20 protein-coding genes are annotated in these 18,923 nt (G+C 66.2%); 6 read left to right on the top strand and 14 right to left on the bottom strand.

All coding sequences use genetic code 11. The features are described from left to right. Positions 1–30 precede the first annotated feature (30 nt). The 4 genes from QNO10_RS01710 to QNO10_RS01695 are packed head-to-tail and all read right to left on the bottom strand — an operon-like array spanning position 31 to position 4,634. Positions 31–1,443 carry a hypothetical protein gene (locus tag QNO10_RS01710; protein WP_229951103.1) on the bottom strand — a complete coding sequence of 471 codons (1,413 nt, stop codon included), beginning with the start codon at positions 1,441–1,443 and terminating at the stop codon, positions 31–33. Then, positions 1,440–2,354 (bottom strand): ABC transporter ATP-binding protein, encoded by a 915-nt coding sequence (locus QNO10_RS01705; RefSeq protein WP_229951105.1) that lies wholly within the window; start codon positions 2,352–2,354, stop codon positions 1,440–1,442. The genes QNO10_RS01710 and QNO10_RS01705 overlap by 4 nt, the downstream gene beginning before the upstream one ends. Next, complete coding sequence (locus QNO10_RS01700) at positions 2,351–3,511, bottom strand: FecCD family ABC transporter permease (protein WP_229951108.1); 1,161 nt, start codon at positions 3,509–3,511, stop codon at positions 2,351–2,353. The genes QNO10_RS01705 and QNO10_RS01700 overlap by 4 nt, the downstream gene beginning before the upstream one ends. After that, a complete protein-coding gene (locus QNO10_RS01695; RefSeq protein WP_229951110.1) occupies positions 3,486–4,634 on the bottom strand; it encodes an ABC transporter substrate-binding protein in 1,149 nt (382 codons plus the stop codon). Before QNO10_RS01695 ends, QNO10_RS01700 begins: the two co-directional genes overlap by 26 nt. 162 nt (positions 4,635–4,796) lie before the next feature. On the opposite strand from QNO10_RS01695, the gene QNO10_RS01690 reads away from it, so the two are divergent. Both QNO10_RS01690 and QNO10_RS01685 read left to right on the top strand, forming a co-directional pair. After that, positions 4,797–5,315, top strand: a complete 519-nt coding sequence (locus QNO10_RS01690) for a MarR family winged helix-turn-helix transcriptional regulator (RefSeq protein WP_229951113.1) — start codon at positions 4,797–4,799, stop codon at positions 5,313–5,315. 118 nt (positions 5,316–5,433) lie between these two features. Continuing rightward, the gene (locus QNO10_RS01685) at positions 5,434–6,321 is read left to right on the top strand and encodes a serine/threonine-protein kinase (RefSeq protein ID WP_229951115.1); all 888 of its coding nucleotides are present in this window, start codon (positions 5,434–5,436) and stop codon (positions 6,319–6,321) included. Positions 6,322–6,337: 16 nt separating this feature from the next. Here QNO10_RS01685 and QNO10_RS01680 read toward each other — a convergent pair whose 3' ends face one another. Beyond that, positions 6,338–7,900, bottom strand: coding sequence for a SulP family inorganic anion transporter (locus QNO10_RS01680; RefSeq protein ID WP_442860288.1), 1,563 nt, complete (start codon positions 7,898–7,900; stop codon positions 6,338–6,340). Positions 7,901–8,026: 126 nt separating this feature from the next. On the opposite strand from QNO10_RS01680, the gene QNO10_RS01675 reads away from it, so the two are divergent. Further along, on the top strand, positions 8,027–8,929 hold the full coding sequence (locus tag QNO10_RS01675) for an RluA family pseudouridine synthase (protein ID WP_229951165.1): 903 nt from the start codon (positions 8,027–8,029) through the stop codon (positions 8,927–8,929). Positions 8,930–8,981: 52 nt separating this feature from the next. On the opposite strand, the gene QNO10_RS01670 is transcribed toward QNO10_RS01675, so the two are convergent. The 6 genes from QNO10_RS01670 to QNO10_RS01645 all read right to left on the bottom strand — a co-directional run bounded on the left by QNO10_RS01670 (position 8,982) and on the right by QNO10_RS01645 (position 13,236). Continuing rightward, the gene (locus QNO10_RS01670) at positions 8,982–9,287 is read right to left on the bottom strand and encodes a hypothetical protein (RefSeq protein WP_229951116.1); all 306 of its coding nucleotides are present in this window, start codon (positions 9,285–9,287) and stop codon (positions 8,982–8,984) included. 129 nt (positions 9,288–9,416) lie between these two features. Beyond that, on the bottom strand, positions 9,417–10,079 hold the full coding sequence (locus QNO10_RS01665) for a GNAT family N-acetyltransferase (protein ID WP_229951117.1): 663 nt from the start codon (positions 10,077–10,079) through the stop codon (positions 9,417–9,419). Positions 10,080–10,259: 180 nt separating this feature from the next. Further along, positions 10,260–10,427 carry a hypothetical protein gene (locus tag QNO10_RS01660; RefSeq protein ID WP_229951119.1) on the bottom strand — a complete coding sequence of 56 codons (168 nt, stop codon included), beginning with the start codon at positions 10,425–10,427 and terminating at the stop codon, positions 10,260–10,262. Between the two features lie 54 nt (positions 10,428–10,481). After that, a complete protein-coding gene (locus QNO10_RS01655; protein WP_229951121.1) occupies positions 10,482–10,928 on the bottom strand; it encodes a hypothetical protein in 447 nt (148 codons plus the stop codon). Positions 10,929–11,239: 311 nt separating this feature from the next. Further along, positions 11,240–12,460 (bottom strand): acyl-CoA dehydrogenase family protein, encoded by a 1,221-nt coding sequence (locus tag QNO10_RS01650; RefSeq protein ID WP_229951123.1) that lies wholly within the window; start codon positions 12,458–12,460, stop codon positions 11,240–11,242. Between the two features lie 2 nt (positions 12,461–12,462). Continuing rightward, positions 12,463–13,236 carry a 3-hydroxyacyl-CoA dehydrogenase gene (locus QNO10_RS01645; RefSeq protein ID WP_229951125.1) on the bottom strand — a complete coding sequence of 258 codons (774 nt, stop codon included), beginning with the start codon at positions 13,234–13,236 and terminating at the stop codon, positions 12,463–12,465. Positions 13,237–13,351: 115 nt separating this feature from the next. Here QNO10_RS01645 and QNO10_RS01640 point away from each other — a divergent pair, with 115 nt between their 5' ends. Next, on the top strand, positions 13,352–14,497 hold the full coding sequence (locus QNO10_RS01640) for a glycoside hydrolase family 76 protein (protein ID WP_229951126.1): 1,146 nt from the start codon (positions 13,352–13,354) through the stop codon (positions 14,495–14,497). 19 nt (positions 14,498–14,516) lie between these two features. Here QNO10_RS01640 and QNO10_RS01635 read toward each other — a convergent pair whose 3' ends face one another. Further along, positions 14,517–15,389 (bottom strand): class II glutamine amidotransferase, encoded by an 873-nt coding sequence (locus tag QNO10_RS01635; protein ID WP_229951128.1) that lies wholly within the window; start codon positions 15,387–15,389, stop codon positions 14,517–14,519. Between the two features lie 51 nt (positions 15,390–15,440). Beyond that, a complete protein-coding gene (locus tag QNO10_RS01630) occupies positions 15,441–16,067 on the bottom strand; it encodes a YdeI/OmpD-associated family protein (RefSeq protein WP_229951130.1) in 627 nt (208 codons plus the stop codon). Positions 16,068–16,199: 132 nt separating this feature from the next. On the opposite strand from QNO10_RS01630, the gene QNO10_RS01625 reads away from it, so the two are divergent. Both QNO10_RS01625 and QNO10_RS01620 read left to right on the top strand, forming a co-directional pair. Further along, entirely contained in the window at positions 16,200–16,739 is a 540-nt protein-coding gene (locus QNO10_RS01625) for an NUDIX hydrolase family protein (RefSeq protein WP_229951132.1), read from the top strand. A 73-nt stretch (positions 16,740–16,812) separates the two neighbouring features. Continuing rightward, on the top strand, positions 16,813–17,679 hold the full coding sequence (locus tag QNO10_RS01620; protein WP_229951135.1) for a DUF6707 family protein: 867 nt from the start codon (positions 16,813–16,815) through the stop codon (positions 17,677–17,679). Here the strand turns inward: QNO10_RS01620 and QNO10_RS01615 are convergent. Next, a complete protein-coding gene (locus tag QNO10_RS01615) occupies positions 17,676–18,734 on the bottom strand; it encodes an FUSC family protein (protein WP_229951137.1) in 1,059 nt (352 codons plus the stop codon). The two genes, QNO10_RS01620 and QNO10_RS01615, sit on opposite strands and share 4 nt — an antisense overlap. Positions 18,735–18,923: the final 189 nt, after the last annotated feature.

Here is an 18,923-nt window from a genome sequence, read left to right as displayed (position 1 = left end):
CTTTTGATCTTCTGCTGCCGTCCGGCCCCGCTAGCGCCCGCCGGTTGCGTGTGTAGCCGTGGCCCAGCGCAGCAGGGAGTACAGCAGCTGCGAAGCACCGGGCATAAAGCCGGATCCGTGGTGGTAGACCGGGTCCATCGTGGTCACCAGCAGGCGGGCCGGCTGGTTCACCTCGTCCAGATACAGCAGCGAGCCGGACTCGGCGCCGTCTTCTTCCATCACCACCAGCGAACGGGCACCGGGGCGCGGATGCAGCAGCCCGTGGTGATGCCAGGACACGGACCACGGCGTGAGGAATTCCCACATTGGGTCCTCCGGCAGCCGCAGCCGGGTGCCGTTGTCCTCGCCGGTGCGCCACATCCAGAACACCGTGGGGCGGAAGCTGTAGCCGACGCCGGGCAGCCACTGTTCCACCTTGTTCTCCCCCAGCACGATCACGGTTTTCCCCGGGTCCGACAAAGCCTCCAGAAGCGCGGGAACAAAGCGGGCCAGCTGGCCCTGATGCAGCCGGTCGCTGACAATCACCACGTCCAGGTCCGCGAGCACAGCGGGATCAGCGTCCGGAAGATAAACGGATTCCAGCCGGTACGGGGCCAGAGCCGGGTCGGCCAGGGTCCGCAGGGGCTGGAACGTGCCGCAGTGCAGCAACCCGATCCGGGGGGCAGCGGCACGCGGGGCTGAACCAGCAGGGCCGGCAGCCCCAGCGCCGGCGGCCACAGGGCGGGCAGCGGCACGGGTGGCAGCGGCCGCAGGGGGCACGGTGACGCCCGCAGCCCATGACACCGGTTCAGCAGCCGGCCGCGTTCCGCCTTCGAGCCACTGCACCAGGTTCGGGCCCAGCACCCGGGTGGAATACTGATCGTCACTGAAGCTCTCCAGGTCATTGCCGCCGTGCACCAGCACCTCCCCGTCCCCCAGCCGGTAGCTGTAGTCCAGCGGGAGCCGGTACTGGCCGATGCCCGTCACCACGGTCGCGCCCTCGGGCAGGTCCAGGTGGTAGCCGCGGCCGTAGAAACCGGCGACGCCGATCTCCTCCAACCGCTCGTAGCTGTGCATTCCGGGCACCCCGGTGCGGTAGTGCAGGTCCCGGTAGTCGATGCCGTCCCACACCGGGTGCGGTGAGACCGGATGCGGGCGGACGTCCTGCGCGCCGCGGAATTCCAGCTTCCGCCAGACCGCCAGTCCGTCGATGAACGGCCGGACTACCTGGCCGTTGACCAGCACCCGTCCGCCGGCGCGGACAAATCCGGTGAGCGCTTCGCGGTGCCGGCCCAGCAGGAGATGGTCCACCCCGCCGCCGATCACCAGGCCGTCGGCCGAAAAGATCCGGGCGCGGGCGGCGTCGTCGTCGAGGTCATAGGCGTCGACGTCCTCGAAGGCGCCGCGCCAGGTGGTGTCGGTCTGGCCAAGCATCGGCGTCCCGCCGATCAAGCGGACAATCACGGATGGTCCTTTCGGGATTCGTGGAGGGATACAGCCGGTGCCCCAACGGCTTCCGGGACCGGGCAGGCACGGCAGGACGGACCGAAGTCGGGCACCGCGATGACGCGGTCACCGGACACCGTGCCCACGGTCGGGGTGCAGATCGGCAGTCCATAGACCTCGGAGAGGGCCGGACCGGTCAGCAGCTCCTCGGTGGGGCCCCAGCGGACGTCGTGGCTGCCGACAAACAGCAGTGCGTTGCGGGATACATGGAGGGCATGGTCGGGATGATGGGTGGTCATGATGACGCCCATGCCCTCCGCGGCCAGTCCGGTGAGCACGCTCAGTACGCGGGACTGGTTGTTCAGGTCCAGTGCCGACGCCGGTTCGTCCAGGATCAGCAGTTCGCAGCCGGACGCCACGGCCCGGGCAATCAGCACCAGCTGCCGCTGCCCGCCGGAGAGGGTGGAATAGTCGCGTGCGGCCCAGTCCGCCACGCCCACCCGTTCCATCGCCGCATCGGCGGCGGCGTGGTCCTCGGGGCGCGGGGTTTGATAGGTGCGCAGGTGCCGGGTGCAGCCCATCAGCACCATGTCGGCGACGGTGAAGGACGGGCCTGCGCCGTGGTCCTGCGGCACATAGCCGATGCCCGGCGCGCCGTGAACCGTTCCCTCGCGTGGGGCAAGCAGCCCGGAGAGGCACTTGAGCAGCGTGGTTTTACCGCGGGCGTTGGGGCCCAGGATGGACAGGATTTCCCCGCGCTCCAGCGAAAAGCCGAGGTCCCGGAAAAGCCACGGACGCAGCCGGGAATAGCGGAAACCGAGGCCGGTGGCCTGCATCAGGGGTCCGGAGCCCGCGGCCGGGCTGTCCGGCACCGGAGCAGACGGAACCGGAGCATTCGAAACAGGGCGTGCCCGGGAAAGGACGGTCATGAGAGCTCGGCTTTCTTCTGCGAACGGGCCAGCAGCACCACGAAAACGGGGGCGCCGATGATGGCGGTGAGGATGCCCAGCGGCAGTTCGCTGCTGCTGATGGAGCGGCTGATCGTGTCAATGAGCATCAGGTAGGTGCCGCCCAGCAGCAACGACGCCGGCAGCAGGGTCCGGTGGTCCGGCCCCACCCAGAGCCGGGCAAGGTGCGGAACCACCAGTCCCACCCATCCGACGGCCCCGGCCACGGCGACCGTGCCGGCAGTCATCAGGGCGACGGCGCACAAGAGCACCACCCGGGAGCGGTGCGGGTTCACGCCCAGGGCGGCGGCGTCGTCGTCCCCCAGCGACAGGACGTTCAGCCGCCAGCGCAGGGCCAGGACGACCGCCGCGCCGATGGCCACCGGGACCAGGGCGGTGAGCACCTTGTCGTAACTGGCCGCGGCAATGGAACCGAGCAGCCAGTGCACAATCGAGGGCAGTTCGGAGTACGGGTCGGCCAGGTAGGTCATGAAGGAGACCAGGGCGTTGAAGAACGCCGCCACCACGATCCCGCCCAGGACGATCATCAGCATGGCGTTGTCCCGTCCGCCCAGCCGGCCAAGCAGCAGCACGCCGGCGAGGGCCGCCAGCCCGAACCCGAAGGCACCCCCGACCATCCAGCCGCCGGACAGCCCGAGGGTCAGTACCAGTACGCCGCCGAAGGACGCACCGGCAGTGACGCCGATGATGTCCGGGCTGACCAGCGGATTGCGGAACAACGCCTGAAGGCACGCACCGCCGAGCGACAGCGCACCGCCCACCAGGAAGGCCAGGAGCACGCGTGGCAGCCGTACATCCAGGACCACGGTGGCTTCCTGCTCGGTCCAGGTCCGGCGGACGATGCCTTCGCCGCCGAAGAGAGCGGTGACTTCGTTGAAGAGGATGCGCAGGATTTCGTTCGGCGGCACCCAGTACCGGCCGGCCGCCATGGAGACCAGGGCCACCGCGCACAGGATCAGGACGCAAAGCGGCAGGATCAGTCGGCGCCGCGCCGGTGACGGCGGAGCGCTGGCAGACGACGGCCTGGCCGACGACGACGGTCCGGCGGGCCGGGTGCGTGCACCGGCGCCGGACCGGCGAAGAGCCGCCATCTCAGCCCCGGAAGACGTCGTAGCCAAGGCTGGCCCCGTTCAGGTCCAGGCGCAGGGCGGCGTCAATCTGGGCTTCGCTCACGTCGTACCCGTAGAGGTACGCAATCTTTTCCTTCATATCGGTGCGCAGGGTGTTCCTGGCGCGGCCCGGATGGAATAGCTCGGCGGCCCACTGCCACATCAGCGGGGATTCGGCGCAGGGCACCTCCCAGCGGTACCCGCCCAGCGGCGCCTTGTAGACCCGGCGGTTTTGAACGGCGGACACGGACGCCAGGGACGGATCCGCATAGACGTCGGCCGGCGTGCGGGTATCGAAACCGCCCAGGGTGATGACTTCGGGATCCCATTCGATCAGCTGCTCGGCGCTGACCACGTTCTCGGCTGAAAGGTTTTCCGCCGCCATGTTCTGCCCACCGGCCAACTCCATCCAGTAGTGCATGTAGGAGGACTTGTTGGACGCCGAATAGCCGTCGCCGGACTGGCCGAGGTGGACGACCCGGACGCGGGTGGGAACAGCGGCCAGCTCATCCTCCAGTCGGGCGATTTCGCTGTGCATCCAGTCCACGATTTCAGTGCCGCGCTCGGGTTTGCCGAGGATGGTGGAGAACAGGGATACCCAGGTTTCCAGATATTCCTGCGTTCCGTAGAGCAGGCAAACGGTTTTGAACCCGGCGTTTTCCAGCGGCTCCACGAGGCCCTCACCCTGGTCCGCCCACTGGAATACGACGTCGGGTTCCAGCTTCGTAATGGTTTCGATGTTGGGGGTGAAACTCGACGGCGAGATGGTGGTGGTGGTTTTGGACTCGGGGAACATTTCCCCGAACAGACCCTGCCGGTTGGCCTGCGCCGTGGATTCGTTAATGCCCACGATCTTTCCGTACCCGCCGTCCACAGCAGCCAGCATGGAAGGAGACGGAATGACCGTGGTGGCGATTTTCCGCACCGGAGCGTCGAAGGAAACCTCGACGCCGCGCATATCGGTCACGGTGAAACCGCCGGATCCTGCCGCCTTCCCCGCCGCAGCCACCGTGTCACGGCCGGAGCAGGCCCCCAGCGCCAGTGCCAGGAAGCCGAGGCCGGCGCCGCCCAGGATGTTGCGTCGTGAGAGTCCCGATGTTGGACCGGACAGGGAAATTTCGGGTGCAGTCAAGGACATTCCTCACGGGACGGAAGGTGGAATACATAAGCGGACACCTAACATCTGACCACAGCCGAAGAGATTAGATCACGTTTTTATGCCCTAATTACGGTGTGAAATGCCTCGCATCTTTTGCTAGCTGTCCTACCTTTTCGGAAGGCTACGATTAGTTGGGTGAACACCCCCAACCAGCCGGCAGACGGCTACTGGTACGCGTCCAGCCCCGAGCATCCAAAAGCCCGGGAGGTACTGGAAGCAGTACGGAGTTACCGTGCGGCGGAAACCCGGATCCGCCGCCGCACGCAGGACGCCATGGGTATGAATGAGAACGACCTCCTGGCCATGCGGTACCTGATGCAGGCCCGCCAGACCGGCGGGAGCCTGGGCCCGAAGGACCTGAGCAGGCTCCTGGGGATCTCCACCGCGTCCACCACGGCACTCATCGACCGGCTGGAGCGCGGCGGATATGTCCAGCGGCGTGCCAGGCCCCACGACCGCCGGGCCTGGGAAATTGTCCCCACCGATACCTCGGACACGGAAGTGCGGGCAACTGTGGGCACTATGCACCAGCGGATGATGCAGGCAGCGGCGGAGCTGTCCCCACAGGATGCCGAGACCGTGATCCGTTTTATGGACCGGCTGCGTGAGGCGCTGGATGCGCCCGCAACAGCACCCACCCCGCCACACCAGTAATCCGCGCTCCGCATCCGCATCCCCATGCTGGACACTGCCACCATGCCCCCATATTGTTAGCTGAACTACTAATTAGACGAGCTAGCTAATAGCGGGCACTAGTGGGCGGGGAACGGTGATGGATACAAAGCCAGGCCCAGCAGCCCCGCCCGCCTCCGACGCCTCCGGTTTCAGTGCCCACGTCCTGGTGGACGGGCGGTTCTGCCTGGATGAACCGATTGGCCACGGCACCGCCGCTTACGTTTGGCGGGCAACCGATCTCGCGTCCCTGGAGAAGGTGGCGGTCAAGATTTTCTCCGCGCCGCTCGGCCATGTTCCTGAGGGTCATGAAGCCCTGCGGGAGGCTGCTGCTCTGCGGGCCGTCGCGAATCCGCGCGTTGTCCGGATGATTTCCACGGGCACCATCAGCCATCCCCTGACCGACATGCAGACGCCGTACCTGGTCCTGGAACTGGTGCCGGGGACCAACCTCCAGCGGACCCTTGCCACCACTGGCGTCCTCACCCCTGCCGCCACGGCACGCCTCGGCCTGGACCTGGCCTCGGGGCTGGCCGGAGTGCATGCTGCCGGCTACATCCACCGGGACGTGAAGCCATCGAACATCCTGCTGGACCCCCAGACCGGCGCCGCCAAGATCACGGACTTCGGCATCGCCGTCAGCACCCTGGTGCCTAACGGTGGGGCGCAGTCGTACGGAAGCCTGCCCTATCTGAGCCCCGAGCAGGTACGCCGTGCCCCGTTGACTTCCGCCACGGACATCTACTCCCTTGGACTCGTCCTGCTGGAATGCCTGATCGGAGCCCGCGCCTTCGATCTGCCGCAGACCGAATCCCTGATGGTCCGCACGGTCCACGGTCCGGACATCCCGTCCGCACTGCCGGCCGGCTGGCGGTCACTGCTTTCGGCCATGACCTCCCTGTCCCCGCAGGACCGGCCCACCGCGGAGCAGTGCCTGCGGGAGGTGGCGTCCCTGCGCCATCGGCTCCCGGATTCAGCAGCTGCCTGACGCGCGACGGCGGCGGCTACGGAAGCTTTCCGGCCATCCGCTCGCGCATCTGCACGCTGGCGTCGTTCAATCCGGTGATCCGCACCTCGGTTCCGCGGCGGCGGTACTTCTCGGTCACGGCGTCGAGCGCAGCCACGGTGGAGGCGTCCCAGACGTGCGAACCGCTCAGGTCAATGACCACAGAGGCAGGATCCAGGACGTACTCGAACTGGAAGTACAGATCATTCGAGGAGGCAAAGAACAGCTCACCGTTGACCCTGTAGGTGGCGGTGGCGTCGGCCCCGTCCCCGTCCCCGGTAACCGTGCGGTCCACCGTGACAAAGTGCGCCACCCGGCGTGCGAACAGCACCATGGCGACCAGCACGCCGACGCCGACGCCGCTGGCCAGGTTGTTGGTCCAGACCGTCACGGCCACGGTGACCAGCATGACGGCGGTTTCGCTCTTGGGCATCATCTTCAGCGTGGACGGGCGGATGCTGTGCCAGTCGAAGCTGGTCACGGCCACGAAGATCATGACCGCTACCAGGGCGGCCATCGGAATGAGCGCCACCACGTCGCCCAGGACCACCACGAGCAGGAGCAGGAACACACCGGCGAGGAAGGTGGAAATCCGGGTCCGGGCACCGGAACCCTTCACATTGATCATGGTCTGGCCGATCATCGCGCAGCCACCCATGCCGCCGAAGAACCCGGTGACCAGATTCGCCGCACCCTGGCCCCAGGCCTCACGGGTTTTATTCGAACGGGTGTCGGTGACGTCGTCGACCAGCTTTGCCGTCATAAGCGACTCCAGCAGCCCCACGAAAGCCACGGCCAGCGCGTACGGGAAGACCACCTTCAGGGTGTCCAGGGTGAACGACACATCCGGCAGCAGCAGGGACGGCAGGCTGTGCGGCAGCTCTCCCTTGTCCCCCACGGTGGGGACGTCGAGGGAGGCGGCCACCGTGATGGCCGTGAGGACGACGATGGCCACCAGCGACGCCGGCACCGCCGTCGTCAGCCGCGGGAGTCCGAAGACCACCAGCAGCCCGAGGACCGTAAGCGGATAGACCAGCCAGGGCACCCCCAGCAGTTCGGGCACCTGCGCAATGAAGATCAGGATGGACAGTGCATTCACGAACCCGACCATGACCTGGCGCGGAATGAAGCGCAGGAGCTTGGCTACCCCGAGCAGCGCCAGCAGCACCTGGAAAACACCTGCCAGCAGTACTGCGGCAATCATGTACTGCACACCGTGGGAGGCCACCAGCGGGGCGATCACCAGGGCCACCGCACCGGTGGCCGCGGAGATCATCGCCGGGCGCCCGCCGAGGAAAGCAATGGTGACGGCCATGGTGAACGCGGAGAACAACCCGATCCGCGGGTCCACTCCGGCGATGACGGAGAAGGCCAGGGCCTCGGGGATAAGGGCCAGCGCCACCACCAGCCCGGCCAGGACCTCGGTCTTGAGCAGCTTCGGCGAACGCAGGGTACGCAGGACGGACTGGCGTTCCTCCGGCGTCGGGGCCGCTGCCGCCGTCGGTGTTGCCTTCGTCGGCGTCGCCGGCTCAGAAGGGGAAAGAACTGGTTTGGTGGCCACCGGGCTCCGTTTCGGCTTGCAGATTCTGCGGCAACAAGTGCCGGCGGGTGTGTCAGGACGGACAGGTGTCCGGCCAGAACAACCCAGCCCAATTTAAGCCCGGACGCGCGATATCCTGAAACCGTGATGCAGTCCCCTCTTCCCGTGCGCAACGGAGTCAATGCCACCCGCCTGCGCCTTCCCGGCGAAGGCCCCTGGGACACCGCCATGGACTACGTGCTCGAACGCTTCGGCCACGTGGATCCGGACGGCATCGTGAACCGCTTCGAACGCGGTGAAGTCGTCGGCCTGGGCGGCGTGCCGTTGACCGCTACGACACCCCTGGCCGAGCACACGTTCATTTGGTATTACCGGGAGCTCCCGCCCGAAGAGCGGATTCCGGTGGAGATCGGCATCCTGCACCAGGACGAGAACCTGCTGGTGGTGGACAAGCCGCATTTCCTGCCGACGACGCCGGGCGGCATGTATGTGGCCGAGTCGGCTTTGGTGCGGCTGCGGGTCCAGCTGGGGATTCCGGACCTGATCCCCATGCACCGCCTGGACCGCATGACCGCGGGCCTGCTGCTGTTCTCGACGAACCCGGAGACCCGGGGCAAGTACCAGACGCTCTTCGAGAAGCGCCGGATCAGCAAGGAATACGAGGCCGTCGCACCCGTCCGGGAGGACCTCGAGCTGCCGAGGATTGTGCGCAGCCGGATGATCAAGTCCCGCACCTACCTGCTGGCCCAGGAAGTGGAGGGTGAACCGAATGCGGAGACCCGGATCGAGCTGATGGAAAGCAGTGGCGGTCTGGGGAGGTACCGGCTGCTCCCGCACACGGGCAAAACCCACCAGCTGCGGGTGCATATGGCCTCGCAGGGCATCGGGATCCTGAACGATTCGTTCTATCCGGAACTGCTGCCCCAGGCGCCCGACGACTATTCGAAGCCCCTTCAGCTCCTGGCCCGGTCGGTCCAGTTCACCGATCCGCTGACCCACGAACCGGTGGAGTACCGCAGCCGGCTGTCGCTCGAGGCGTTTCCCGGCTGAGGCTGCCCGACTACTGCACACCGGGTGAATCTACCCTTCTACTGCATCCCGGCTACAGGACGGTCCAGCGGCCGCGCATCCGTCGGAGCACGCGGAGGTCCTGGCCGTTCGCTACTTCTTCGACGGCTGCCCGCATATTGATCGCCGCGCGGCGGGCCCGGGAGTTTTCCACGGACCATTCATCATCCGGGACGGTGAAGCGCAGGGTGATCCGCGGAACCCCGGAGACGATATCCAGTTGGTTAGCCTCCACGTGGTGAGCGGCCCCGAGTGCGGCTACCGCCGTTTCCATGACGGTTTCGGGTGGGTTGCCCGGCTTCAGTCCGAGGATATTCAGCTGGACACGGAAGGAAGGCATGGGACCAGCCTAGTGCGATCCGCGCGCGGCCTGCGCCGCCATCGAGTGCGCGTAAGCCGACAGGCTTACGGGCACTCGAGGTCGCCTTGTGAGTGTGGGTGGTTTCTCAAAAAATCCCAGCGGCCGAACCTAGCCGTCGCTGAGGAGAATCCCAAGATAGTCTGCGGAGCGTACGTGTCCTCTCACGTCGAGGTTCCAGGCGGGCCGTATAAACCTTTCCGAGCTAAGGCGCAGGTATTGAACCTCTGTTACTTCCGTAGGTTTCCATGATTCCCTGAAAATCCCATTGGGCTCGTAACCCAAAGATTTTGACACACCTAGAGAAGCCGAGTTCCAGACTGCTGCCTCGGAGACAGCGGTGTTCGCCTTTAACCAATCAAATGCGTAGAGGATGACTGCTGTTCGCATCTCCTTGCCGAGGCCTTGGCCCTGAGCATCTTGGCGGATCCAGGAGCCCGTTGACACCGTCTTGAGAGTGCCAAATCCTTCGGCACTCAAGTCCTGACATCCGACAAAGTCGTTGCCTCTCCAGACTCCGAAGTGGAGTGCCCACTTCTCCGGTGTCGATTCTGCACGTGCCCGCCAAATCCGTCGTGCAGTGTTTGCGGGAAGATCTTCAGGGCGTGCCTCCGTCCACGGATGGGAAAAAGGCATCTGCCCTGGGGGATGTATGCCAGCCTCCGCGGCTTCCACGGCAGCGGGCAAGTCCGCATCTTGGATCGGTCGCAGAACCAAACGTGGAGTGGAGAGAACTAATCCGAAGGGTGGCCACAAGGTGGCTGGGCTGGTCACCCCCAAATCCTAACCAGACGTTGTGACGTTGATCCGGCTCGAAATCCGTAATCTCCTAAGTGCACGGCCCGTTGAGGGATCCGCTTACGAGATCAGCCGGCCATGAAATGCCGTGAAACCATCCCGTCTACTGTTGCGACCAAGACCGCTGACGCTATGGCTTCAGCGGTCTTTTCTGTTTTAGGGGGTGGGGGCTGGGGCTGCGGTACCCTTGGTGATCTTGGCGAGGGGTTCAAGGGCACCGGGTGAGCCGTCTGCGAAGTTCATGTGTCCGGCTATGACGGTGGAGCGGGTCCAGATCCCGCCGGGCACAAGCCGAAGGGCCCGGCGGCCGTCCGTAGACGGCACTGCCGGGCCCCGTGGCTCGGCCGGGGCGAGCTGCCACGGCCTCTGGTGTTCGTCTTAGACGTCGTCCGGGTTGAAGCCGGCAAGCGGATCGCCGCCGCGGTGTGCGGGGTCGTCGCTGGCGTCTTCGTCGCCGGCCGCAGGATCGCCGAAGTCGACGTCGTTGGCTGCCTCGCCGATGGTCGGTGCTTCCGGCGGGACCTGGGTGTCGCCGTTGAGGAAGCGCTCTTCGGCGGTGTCATCGCGGAGGGTCTGGTCGGAGAGTTCGCCGGGCTCGTTCAGCGGTGCTTCTTCGCGGATCAGCGGATCGTCCTGCCAGTTGTCCGGGTTGTCTTCCGCCGCGCCGGGGTACGTGAGGTCCTCAGCGTCCACCAGCTCGTCCTGTTCCAGCAGTTCGTCTTCGGAAACCACTGTCAGTTCATCCGGCGTGGCAACTGCGGCTACGTCGTCGGCGAGAACCGGATCGTCGCCCAGCTCGGGATCAGGAATGCTCTGCTCGGTCATAAACCATGCCTTTCACGTCCGGTAAACCGGGCCGCCGTTTCTACGACCCGTTTAGTAAGCCTACTGATCCTGGGGATGGCATGCCACCCGGCAGCTCTGCCGGGAGCTCCTGCTGGAAGCCGTCGCCGGCACATCCAGGGTCCCGGACATGCCATTTCGCTCCGGTTTGTGAATTTGCTGCCAGTTTGGGAAATCCCTCCGCTTTGCCACGGCAGCGATTTCCCAAACCGGTCGATTTCTCCCATAACGGAGCAAAAACGGGAACGGCCGGAGGGGCCCCAGCCGGGCAACCCTGCCGGAGGGCCACACACCTATCGCAGAGCCGACACCCCGGTGATGTCCCGCCCGACAATCAGGGTATTGATCTCGTAGGTGCCTTCGTATGTGTAGATGGCCTCGGCATCGGCGAAAATCTTGGCCATCCGGTAATCCGTGACAATCCCGTTGCCGCCGAGGATGCTGCGGCCCAGGGCAACGGACTCGCGCATCTTCGCGCTGGCGTAGGACTTGGCCAGTGCAGCCCGTGCCATGTCGCCGCGGGCTTCAGGCACTCCGCTTTCTCCGGACGGCAGCTGGTAGCCGCCGTGTTCCAGTTCGGTGACGCGGGCCAGCATCCCGGTACTGGCCACCACGTTGCCGAGGATGGAGACCAGCTGCTGCTGGACCAGCTGGAACGCGGCCAGAGGACGGCCGAACTGCGTGCGTTCGACGGCGTAGGCGCGGGCGACGTCGAACGTGGCCAGCTGCGCCCCCACCGCCTGCCACCCGACCATGATGCGGGAACCACGCAGCAGCTGCTTGGTGTCATCGAAGCTTTCCACCCCCGCGAGCAGGTCCGCCGCGGGCACCCGGACATCGGTCAGCACGATGTCCGCGTTCTGCACCGTGCGCAGCGCGGTCTTGTTTTCGATCCGGGTCCGGACCACTCCGGGCAGGGTCGCATCGAGCAGGAAACCACGGGTGTATCCGGTTTCCGGTTCCCGCGCCCACAGGACCATGTAGTCGCAGAAGGTTCCGTTGCCGATCCAGCGTTTGGCGCCGTTCAGCACCCAGTGGTCACCGTCCCGCACTGCGGTGGTGGACATTCCGCCGGCCACGTCGGAGCCGTGTTCCGGCTCGGTCAGTGCGAAGGCACCGGTGATCCGCAGCGCGCGGGCGTCGTCGAGCAGCCGGGCCTGTTGTTCCGCGGAGCCGAAGGCCAGCAACGCCTCGACGAACAGGTCGTGGTGGACCATAAAGAACGTGGCGAGGGAGGTATCCGCACGGGTCATTTCCGCAATGACGAGTCCGGCAAACAGCGGCGAGTACCCCTGGTGGACCGGTGCGGACAACTCCAGCTGCGCCAGCTTGGGCAGGAGGTCGGAGGGGAACCGTGCCTCGTTCCACCAGTCCACGGCGTGCGGCAGCACTTCCTCGGCGAGGAACTGCCGGAGTTCGGCGAGTTTGTCTTTTTCGGTGTCGCTGAGAAGGTCTTCGAAGCCGTAGAAGTCGGCGTCAGGCAGCTGGTCCAGTGGTACGGGGCGGTTCGTCAAGGTCAGCGCGGTCCCATCCGGATGGCGCCGTCCAGGCGGATCGTCTCGCCGTTGAGCATCTGGTTCTCGATGATGTGGGCGGCCAGGGAGGCGTATTCCGTGGCCCGGCCCAGGCGCGAGGGGTGCGGCACCTGCGCGGCCAGGGAATCCTGGGCGGCCTGCGGCAGGCTGGCCATCATCGGGGTCTCGAAAATGCCCGGCGCGATGGTGACTACCCGGATCAGGTGGCGGGCCAGTTCGCGGGCCAGCGGCAGGGTCATCGCGGCCACGCCGCCCTTGGAGGCGGAGTAGGCGGGCTGGCCGATCTGGCCGTCAAAAGCAGCCACGGAGGCGGTGTTGATGATGACGCCGCGTTCCTCGGTACCGTTGGCCGTCACGGGGTCGGTTTCGGCCATGGCGGCAGCAGCCAGGCGGGTGACGTTGAAGGTACCGATGAGGTTCACGCTGATGACGCGGGCGAAGTCCTCCAGCGGAAGGACGCCGTCGCGGCCCAGTACCTTTCCCGGTGTGGCGATGCCCGCACAGTTCACGGCGAGCCGGAGCGGTCCTGCGGCCATTGCCGCCTCGACGGCGGCCTGCATCTGGTCCGGGTCGGTCACGTCGCCAGGTACGAAACGGGCGTTGTCCCCCAGTTCCGCCGCGTAGGCCAGTCCCTCCGACTGCGGGAGGTCAACCAACACCACGGACGCGCCGGCGTCGTACAGTCTCCGTGCCGTGGCCCGCCCCAGGCCCGAGGCTCCCCCTGTGACTATGGCCGATGCGCCTGCGATGTCCATGCAATCCTCCTGGTGGGTACTCACCGGCAGTGTCGTCTATGTCACACCGGCAGGATCCGAGCCTACTGTGCCCCGGCTGGTGCCGCATCTTCGGCGTCTGGCATAGGGTTGGCGCATGCTCTTCGAGGATGCCGACCTGGATGCCGACGACCGCGCCGAGGCAGCTGCCCGCACCGTGAGCAGTGCTTTTGGACGCCAGCTGGCCGGCCTGCCCGGAACCCATCTGGCCGCCACCAGCCGCCCTGCGTCCCGGCTTCAACAGCTGCGCCAGCCGTGGCATTACTGGTGGCAGGCGCACTATCTCGATGCCCTGATCGACGCCGGCCTGCGGGAGCGCCGGACCGGCACACCCTTCCGCGGCCCCGAGCATCCTTCGGCTGCGGACCTGGCACCGGCACTGGTCCGGACCATCGGGCTGCGGAACCGCATGCACTACACCAACAGGTTCTATGACGACATGGCCTGGCTCGCCCTCGCCGTCGGCCGCCTGAACGCCCTGTCCGGATCACGTGACCGTCAGCGGCCGTACCGGAAAATCCTCGCGTCCCTAAACACGGCACTGGAATCCGCGCACACTCCCGAGCTGGGCGGCGGCATTTACTGGAACCGGGACCGCAACTTCAAGAACACTCCGGCCACCGCTCCCGCGGCCCTGCACTTTGTCCGGACCGGCTCCCGGGACCGCGCGCAGGAACTGGTGGATTGGCTGAACGCCACCGTGCTGGACCCGGAAACCGGCCTCTACCTGGACGGGATCAAGATGGTCGGGCGCCGTTCGGGGCCGGTGGAAACGAAGCTGGAGCGGACGGTGTTCACCTACAACCAGGGCCCCGTTATGGGTGCCCTGCTGGAGCTTGGCGGGAGCACCAACCTGGCCCGCGCCGCGGAGCTGGTGGAGGCAGTCTCCACCCACCTGACCGACGACGGCGGGTCCGCGCGTGTCCTGCGCACCCACGGCACGGGCGACGCCGGGCTTTTCACCGGCATCCTGGCCCGCTACCTCGCCCAGGCGGCCGTGTCCCCCGCCCTGCCGGAGCCGGCCCGCCGGACCGCTGCCGGCCTGGTGGAAGCCACCGCACAGGCGCTGTGGGAGGGACGGGGCAAACGTGCGGACTGGATCCTCTTTTCCTCCCGACCGCTGGAACCGGCGGCGGCAACCTATCCCGGCGGCACCGCCGTCGAACTTTCCACCCAGCTGCAGGCATGGATGGTCCTGGAAGCGTCGGCGCGGGTGCGGCGGGCCGGCACGGACACGGCCTAAGCGGACCGTGAGCCGGCCGTCAGCCGGCCTTGAGCGGGTGCTGCGATGCTGCTGCCACCGGGTCCAGGTCCGCCAGGGTGATCAGGTGCTGCGGGTGATGCGGGAGCGGGAAACTGCGCTGGACGTGGAGCGCACTGTCCACATGCAGCATTTCGCCGGAATCCAACAGCCTCCAGTTGGGATTTGAGTCCATTTTTTCCGTCGCCACCATCACGGCTGAGCGCTTGTCCTCGCGCAACTGGTCGCTGCGAAGGCTGATCCGGTTGCTGTGCTGGTCCTCGAGCATGTCCTGCGGCCCCTGCTGCAGGACATACAGCGGATGTGTGTCGGGGTAGCGTACGGCCCACAGGTCGGTGGCGGTGGTGAGGATGATGTTCAGTGCGTAGAGCCGCAGGTTCTGCGCGATCCAGGCCAGCGTCGACACAATCGCAGCCTCAACGTCTCCGCCGTTCACCCGCGCTGCCCCGGTGATCAGGGCAAAGAGCCGTTCGCTGTCCGTTTCACCCCGGACCAGGTGGTACACCTCCAGCTGGCGCAGCCGGTCGTTGAGCTTGTCCAGGTCCTCCACCACCCCGTTGTGGGCCAGAAGGCGGTTGTCCTGCACGAAAGGGTGCGTATTGACGTCCGTATCCCCGCCCGTGCTGGCATAACGCACGTGGGCAAGGAAGGTGGTGCTCTCCAGCTCACGGGCGGCCTGGGCGTACTGGATGTCCTCGTACGCCGCGATGGGTGCCTTGTCGACCGACGGGCTGCCGTCCGGGGTGAAGGTGCCGATCCCGAACCCGTCCGCTTCCCTGCGGCTCTGCTGGGCCAGGCTGTCGGGCGCCGTGAGGAGCCAGAACGTTGCCCGGACCGGAGTTTTCCCGGCGTGCATACCGAAGAGTCGGCACATGTGGACCTCCTGATGGACAGGGGACGGGCCGGGCAGCCTTGCGGGCTGCGCCTAGCTGCCCCGCTGTTGATCGCCCGCAGGCGCGGGTGATGGCTTCCGTTTCTGCGGATAGGGCGCGCGGTGTTCGCTGAGCATCTGTACGTAGTCGGCGATCAGGCGTTCGCGGGCTGCCTGCGTCTTGAGTCCTTGGAGCCGGAAGTACATGGCAAAGCGGTTTTGGGAGGTCAGCACGTCAAACATTTCCTGGGCAGCCGGAACAGCTGCGATGGCCGCCTGAAGGTCCGCGGGGATTTCCGCCGTCGCCGAACCGGCGTAGGCAGCGTCCCACCGCCCGTCCACCTTGGCACTGAGCACGGCATCCCGGCCTGCCTGGTGCATCCTGCCTTCCGCTTCCAGCCGGCTGATGTGGCCCACGTTCCGCAGCGACCAGATGCTGCGGCGCCCCCTGGGTTGGAACCGCTGCAGGTAACTTTCCTCATCGCGTTTGTCAGCCTGCGCATCGATCCAGCCGAAGCAGAGCGCTTCATCCAGTGCCAGGCGATACGTCAGCCGGGTGACGTTGCCACCCTTCTTGCCAAGGACCAGCCGTACGCCGGAGGACAACCCGTAGTTATGCTCCAACCACTCCCGCCACGCCCCGGCGTCGGGCAGGAGAAGCTCGGGGAGCTCCCGTGTCATGGTCCAAGTCTAGGGAAGCACCTGCCGGCCTGAAAGGGTCCGGCCCGCCGGAAGGGCCCTGCCGGTTCAGCCAATGGCCGAAGCGCAGCGTTCCATGTGACGGACACGGCACCTTTGAGGTAGAACACTGCTATGAACGTTCGTACTCCTGACCCGTATCCAGGCTGGCTTTCCGAGGAAGATCTCTACGAAGCCCGGCAACGCCTGCCCATGGTTTACGTCGAGGCGGTGCCCGTGCGGTGTGACCCGCTGGGCTACGTCACCGAAGTCGGTCTGCTGCTGCAGGCAACTCCGGAGGGGCAGATGGTGCGTTCCTTCGTTTCGGGCCGGGTGCTGTACCGCGAGACCATCCGCGGCGCGCTGCTGCGCAACCTGGAGAAGGACCTCGGCCCCATGGCGCTGCCGCAGCTTCCGCCCACCCTGGTCCCGTTCGCCGTCGCCGAGTACTTCCCCTCCCCCTCCCAGAGCGGGCTGACCGATGAACGCCAGCACGCCGTCGCGCTGGCCTACCTGATCCCCGTAACGGGTGAATGTGACCCGCGCCAGGATGCCCTGGAATTGTCCTGGCTCACGCCCGAGGAAGCACTTAGCCCGGCCATCTACGCCGAGTTCTCCGGCGGCCGCGGGGACCTGCTGCGCCAGGCGCTTGCGTCTGCCGGCTGGGGGCGCTGACAAAGGGGCGTAGCCCAAGCTTTATATAATGGGGGTTCTGGGGGGAGCCGGGTCCAACCACGAAGGAATCGCCATGTCTGAGAGCCAACCGGAAACGTACGCATTCCGGGTCAATGCGGAACTGCTTGCCCCAGGACAAATGCTGGTCCCGGGCGACGGTGCCGCAGCACCACTGGCTCCCGTAGCCGGAACCACTGTGGAGGCCGATGACTTCGGGATTCCGGCCCTGGTGCTGGCCAAACTGGAAGACGGATCCTCGCTCCGGCTGGCTTATGGGTCCCCCGTCCGGGTAGCCGCACCGGCTCCGGAGAGTGCACCTTCGGACGCCGTCCAGCAGGTGCCTTCCGAAGAGGACAACGCTGCCGAAATCATTGCCGAAGCTTCGGCGGCGCATCCGGACAACGCTGCGGTGCAGGAAATCGCGGCACGTCTGGAGCGCGGATTGAACGTGAAATCCGGCAGTCATCTGCAGGATGTCCGAGACCTTGCCCACATTCTTTTTATCGATCTTGGCGACGCAGAGCACGCACTCAAGGTCTGCAACGTCATCACCGGGCTGCCCTTTGACGGGAACTTCGGACGGTGGAACTGGATCCAGGGTGCCCTTGCCCTGGCCGCGCACATTACGCAGGAGGCCGGCGACGCGGAGAGCGCAGCTGCCTACAGCCATGCCGTGCGATCTGCGGACACCTCCGAAACGGACCCGCTGAAGGCGAAACTGGCGGCTGAGCTGCTGCAGCGCCAGCTGAACGAGCCGAACCTGTATGACCGTGAAATCCACCGCGCCGCCGAGGCCGGAAACGATGCCAGCGAACGGGAATGGCGGCTCCTGCGCCTGAACGCCCTCCTGTACCTGCGTGCCCACGGCGGATCGCAGACACTGGCCGACGCCGAGCTGGACCGGCGGATCCGCACCGAGCTTATTGCGGTGCGCGGCTAGCGGAGTTGCCCTACCTGGTCCTGCTTCCGGCGCGCGTGCTTTTCGCGCAGATGCTGCTGCCGCAGATGCACGGCCACCACCACGGCCATGCCCACCGCAGCGCCGATCAGGGTTTCCAGACCCCGGTCCCGGAGCAGCTCCAGCGGATCGCTCGGGTGGGCCAGTTCCGTGCTGACCAGTGCCAGGGGGGTGACCACCACCTGCGCCAGTGCGTATTGCCTGGCAATAAACATCTCGGCACCGAACTGGCAGGCGGCAATGACCAGGACCATCTGCCAGGGCTCCAGCCCGGGAAAGAGAATCAGGGCTGTCAGCAGCAGGCCGCCGAACGTGCCGAGGATGCGCTGCAGTCCCCGGTGGACCCGGTGGCGGACTGTCGCCCCGACCAGCGGGACGGTCGCGGCAACCATGGCCCAGTAGTTGTGCCCGATGCCGAGCAGGGTGGCAATGGAACCGGCCAGCACCGCTGCCGTGGCGTACTGCAGCCCGTCAATGTAGATGAGGCGGCGTTGGACCCGGGAGAACCGCGGGCGCTCGTGCCTGGCCCATTCGGTGCGGTACTTCCGCACCAGCATCCCGGAGAGACCCAGCAGGAGGGAGAACCCCACGGTGAGGACCGCGGTGAGCATGCCCTCCCAGAGCGGTGGCTGGTTCGGTACGGAAGAGATAGCCGCGAAGGCAAAGATGTGGAACAGGGAACCCACTGGACGCAGCCGCCAGAATCCGGTGGCGATGGTGCCCAGCCCGGCTACCGCGGTGGTGCCCACCACGGTTCCCCAATCGTCCAGGTCCAGGCGGGCGCACAGCGCGGCGGCCAGGATCACGGCCAGCATCAGTGCGCCTGCACGGCCCTGATGGCCCAGACGCTGGCGGTGCGGTTCGTTCCGGCCGTAAATTCCCGTGAAGGCACCGAACGTTGCGAATATGGCCAGATCTATCCGCCCAGTGAACAACAGCAGGAGAAGCGGTGCTCCCAGGCCAACGGCGCAGCGGATGGCCGCCTGATGGTCGTTGTTCGCCGGAGCAATCCTGAATATCTCTTGCAGGTGCGTCAAGGGGACGGCCTCTGACTTTCGTACCACTGGCACTTTCGTTCCATTGGAATAGATGGGTGCGGGCATAATTTCCGCCGGTTCCCCAGCGGGTTCAAATTCCGCCCATCCAACCTATCCCCGGAAAAGCGCAGGGCTGAATAAATGTGGTGCATCTCCCAGCAGCCGCGCCCGGCGGGAGGTTCGCTCCGG

The sequence above is a fragment of the Arthrobacter sp. zg-Y919 genome, from assembly GCF_030142045.1.
GTDB lineage: Bacteria > Actinomycetota > Actinomycetes > Actinomycetales > Micrococcaceae > Arthrobacter_B.
The sequence above is the reverse complement of the archived record's forward strand: the minus strand, read 5'-3'. Positions and strand labels throughout refer to the sequence as shown.

Coding starts and splice junctions, on each gene's coding strand:
- QNO10_RS01625 (WP_229951132.1), top strand. CDS start 16,200: ATGAACGTTCGTACTCCTGACCCGTATCCAGGCTGGCTTTCCGAGGAA.
- QNO10_RS01640 (WP_229951126.1), top strand. CDS start 13,352: ATGCTCTTCGAGGATGCCGACCTGGATGCCGACGACCGCGCCGAGGCA.
- QNO10_RS01705 (WP_229951105.1), bottom strand. CDS start 2,354: ATGACCGTCCTTTCCCGGGCACGCCCTGTTTCGAATGCTCCGGTTCCG.
- QNO10_RS01620 (WP_229951135.1), top strand. CDS start 16,813: ATGTCTGAGAGCCAACCGGAAACGTACGCATTCCGGGTCAATGCGGAA.
- QNO10_RS01685 (WP_229951115.1), top strand. CDS start 5,434: ATGGATACAAAGCCAGGCCCAGCAGCCCCGCCCGCCTCCGACGCCTCC.
- QNO10_RS01630 (WP_229951130.1), bottom strand. CDS start 16,067: ATGACACGGGAGCTCCCCGAGCTTCTCCTGCCCGACGCCGGGGCGTGG.
- QNO10_RS01675 (WP_229951165.1), top strand. CDS start 8,027: ATGCAGTCCCCTCTTCCCGTGCGCAACGGAGTCAATGCCACCCGCCTG.
- QNO10_RS01635 (WP_229951128.1), bottom strand. CDS start 15,389: ATGTGCCGACTCTTCGGTATGCACGCCGGGAAAACTCCGGTCCGGGCA.
- QNO10_RS01655 (WP_229951121.1), bottom strand. CDS start 10,928: ATGACCGAGCAGAGCATTCCTGATCCCGAGCTGGGCGACGATCCGGTT.
- QNO10_RS01645 (WP_229951125.1), bottom strand. CDS start 13,236: ATGGACATCGCAGGCGCATCGGCCATAGTCACAGGGGGAGCCTCGGGC.
- QNO10_RS01670 (WP_229951116.1), bottom strand. CDS start 9,287: ATGCCTTCCTTCCGTGTCCAGCTGAATATCCTCGGACTGAAGCCGGGC.